Below are 3076 nucleotides of genomic sequence, written 5' to 3'. Positions count from 1 at the left end.
TCGCGGTGTTGGGGGCGGGGATGGAGAGTGTGGCGATGATCGTCGCGGTGGGGGAGCGGCGGTATGTGATGCGGTTGCCGAAGGGGGAGTGGGGGGCGGAGGGGATGGTGCGGGAGGCTCGGTTGCTTCCGGAGTTGGGGCCGCGGGTGGGGTTGCCGATTCCGCGGTTCGCGTTCACGGCGCCGAATCCGTTGGGGCCGGGGGAGTTCTGTGTTTATCCGGTGGTACCGGGTGAAGTGGTGCTGCCGGAGGAGTGGCATCGGCGTGGGCTGCTGGGGGCGGGAACGGCGCGGCAGGTGGCGGAGTTTCTGGAGCAGATGCACGCGTTTCCGGTGGAGCGGGCGGTCGAGTTGGGGGTGGAGGTGGCCGACTTCCGGGCGGACTTCGCGGAGACCCTGGACATGCTGGAGGAAGAGGTCGTGCCGCTGTTGGATGCGGAGCGGGGGCGGCGGTTGGTGGCGGTGTACGAGCGGTACCTGGGCGATGCGGAGAATTTCGCGTACCGGCCCACCCTGATCCACGGGGATGTGAGCCTGGATCATCTGTTGATCGAGGGCGATCGCATCAGCGGAGTGATCGACTTCGGGGATATGCAGGTCGGGGATCCGGATTACGACCTGTGCTACCTGTGGGCGGAGGCGGGCGCCGACTTCGTGCGGCAGGTGCGGCAGGGGCGCGGGCGGGAATTGGGCGCGTCGCTGGTGCGCAAGCTGGAGTTCTGGACCTGCGCCGACCCGGCCGACGACATCCTGCACGGGATCGAGAACGATATGCCGGACCTGCGGGAACAGAGCCTCGGCCGCCTGGCGCGGGCGCTGGACGGGCTCACGGATCAGGCGGGGGTGCTGTAGGCCAGCACGACTTGGAGGAACAGGTCCACCCGCCCCTCGCGGACGGCAGGATTGTCCGGTTCCAGCAGGCACTGGGCGAGCGTGCCGTCATGAACGGCGACCAGGGCACGGCCCAGGGTGCGCGGATCGGGAACGATGCGTCCCGCACGCTCCACCAGCGTCACGATCACGGGGGTCAGGGCCGCGGCGATCGACTCCTCCCGAGCTACCATGGCCCGCCGCAGCGCCGGAGTGCGCAGGGCGTGCGCGGTGAACTCCGAGGTGATGCGAAACCACTTGTCGTCCACGGGAACCGCGGCCAGCACATGCTCCACCGCCTGCCGCGGCCGCGACACCGTCACCGCGGCGGGTGCGTCCAGCACCGCCCGCACCTCGCTCAGCATCCGGCTGGAACGCTGCTCCCACATGGCGAGGAACAGCTCCTCGAGCGAGGTGAAATTCGAGTAGAACGCGCCCCGGGTGAATCCGGCCCGCTCACACACCTGCTCGACCGAGCACCGCCCGAACCCCTCATCCGCGAACGCGTCGAACGCCGCGTCCAGCAACCGCTGCCGGGTCTGCTCCCGCCGCCGCCCGCCGCGCGGCTCGGCCACCTCGGCGGCGACCTCCTCCACACTCTCCTCACCCCTGCTCACGCCCGCATCGTAGCGAGCCGCATCCCCACTCCGCGCCGCCGACCGGCCACGCCGTCTACCGGCCACGCCTGCGACGAGCGAGTAGGGCTTGGCGGTCACGAAGCCGTCCGCGACCGGACAGATCACCGGCTACGCTGACACCACCTGAGCCATCAGCGGCCAGACCGTGGAACACGATCACCGGACCGGTTGGTCACCCTCGAACTCCGCGGCCGACTTCGCCTCGGCCAGAACGGCTTCCAGCATCGCCGGCGTCAGCCGTCCGGTGAAGGTGTTCTGCTGGCTCACGTGATAGCTGCCGAACAGGTGCAGGGGTGTGCGGTCGGGGCGGGCGGGGGCGATGGTGGTGTGGACGCCGTGGCCGAACTTGGGCCTGGGTTTCGGTAGTGCCCAGCCGGATCGGGCGAGGGCGGGGAGCAGTGCCTGCCAACCCCAGCCGCCGAGGACCACGATCGAACGCAGGGTCGGGGCGAGGAGGTCGAGTTCGGCTATCAGCCAGCGGCGGCAGGTGTCGCGTTCGGTGGTGGTCGGTTTGTTGTCGGGTGGGGCGCAGTGGACGGGGGCGGTGACGCGGGCGCCGAGCAGGCGCAGGCCGTCGTCGCGGTGTACGGCGGTCGGCTGGTTGGCGAGGCCGACGGCATGCATGGCGGCGTAGAGGACGTCGCCGCTGCGATCCCCGGTGAACATCCGCCCGGTGCGATTGCCGCCGTGCGCGGCCGGTGCCAGGCCGACTACCAGCAACTTCGCATTGTCGGGGCCATACCCGGGCACCGGCCGACCCCAATACGCCTCATCCCGGAAGGCCGCGCGCTTCTCGTCGGCGACCCGCTCCCGCCACGCCACCAGACGCGGGCAGGCTCGGCACTCGACGAGTTCGTCCTCCAGTTCGGGAATCGTGCGGAACACGGTTCCAGCCAACCACGCCGCCCGCCGTGTCGTCCCAGGACAGGCCCGAAATCGGACAGCCGGGCATACTTAGCCGGATTGCCAAATATTTGCGACACGGAGGGCGCGTACATGGCCTACCTGGCGGAGTTGGGCGGTGCGGCCGGTATCGCACAGGAGGTGGGAGATCTGCTGGGGGTCTTCGCCTTTGCCGTGTCCGGTGCGCTGCTGGCTGTCCACAAGCGATACGACCTGGTCGGTATTGCCGCGCTGGCGGTCTGCACCGCCCTCGGCGGCGGCATCATGCGCGATCTCGTCATCGGCGCGACGCCACCGGCGGCCTTCGTTCACCTCCGCTATCCGGCCACCGCGCTGCTGGCCGCGCTCATCATCTTCTTCTGGCACCCGCCGCGGCGACTCATCAGAACGCCCCTCGCCATGGCCGACGCGGTCGGCCTCGCCAGCTTCTGCGTCACCGGCACCGTCACCGCCTACCACCACGGGCTGTCTGCCTTCTCGGCCGCCGCGCTGGGCGTGCTCACCGCGGTGGGCGGCGGTGTCGTCCGTGATGTGCTGGCCGGACGACCCCCGAGCATCCTGCGTCCCGACGAGGAGGTCTACGCCATCCCGGCGCTGGTCGGTGCTGCCGCCACGGCGGCGCTGCTGCATTTCGGCGTCTACACCTACTGGACGGGCGCGCTCGCC

Annotated in this window: 4 protein-coding genes; 2 read left to right on the top strand and 2 right to left on the bottom strand. The window is 70.1% G+C overall.

Translation table 11 applies throughout. From position 1 onward, the window contains the following. The coding region (locus QK444_RS34740; protein WP_282786238.1) for a phosphotransferase at positions 1–851 on the top strand (851 nt) is incomplete at its 5' end. On the opposite strand, the gene QK444_RS34735 is transcribed toward QK444_RS34740, so the two are convergent. Both QK444_RS34735 and QK444_RS34730 read right to left on the bottom strand, forming a co-directional pair. Continuing rightward, positions 833–1465, bottom strand: coding sequence for a TetR/AcrR family transcriptional regulator (locus QK444_RS34735; RefSeq protein WP_282786239.1), 633 nt, complete (start codon positions 1463–1465; stop codon positions 833–835). The two genes, QK444_RS34740 and QK444_RS34735, sit on opposite strands and share 19 nt — an antisense overlap. 198 nt (positions 1466–1663) lie before the next feature. Further along, on the bottom strand, positions 1664–2392 hold the full coding sequence (locus QK444_RS34730; protein WP_282786237.1) for a uracil-DNA glycosylase: 729 nt from the start codon (positions 2390–2392) through the stop codon (positions 1664–1666). Positions 2393–2503: 111 nt separating this feature from the next. Here QK444_RS34730 and QK444_RS34725 point away from each other — a divergent pair. Then, positions 2504–3076, top strand: a 573-nt coding sequence (locus QK444_RS34725; RefSeq protein WP_282786236.1) for a TRIC cation channel family protein, incomplete at its 3' end; no start/stop codon positions are given.

Source organism: Nocardia sp. CC201C (assembly GCF_030010695.1).
GTDB classification, from domain to species: Bacteria; Actinomycetota; Actinomycetes; order Mycobacteriales; family Mycobacteriaceae; genus Nocardia; species Nocardia otitidiscaviarum.
Note: the sequence above shows the minus strand (reverse complement) of the source record. Positions and strands in the feature narration are given on the sequence as shown.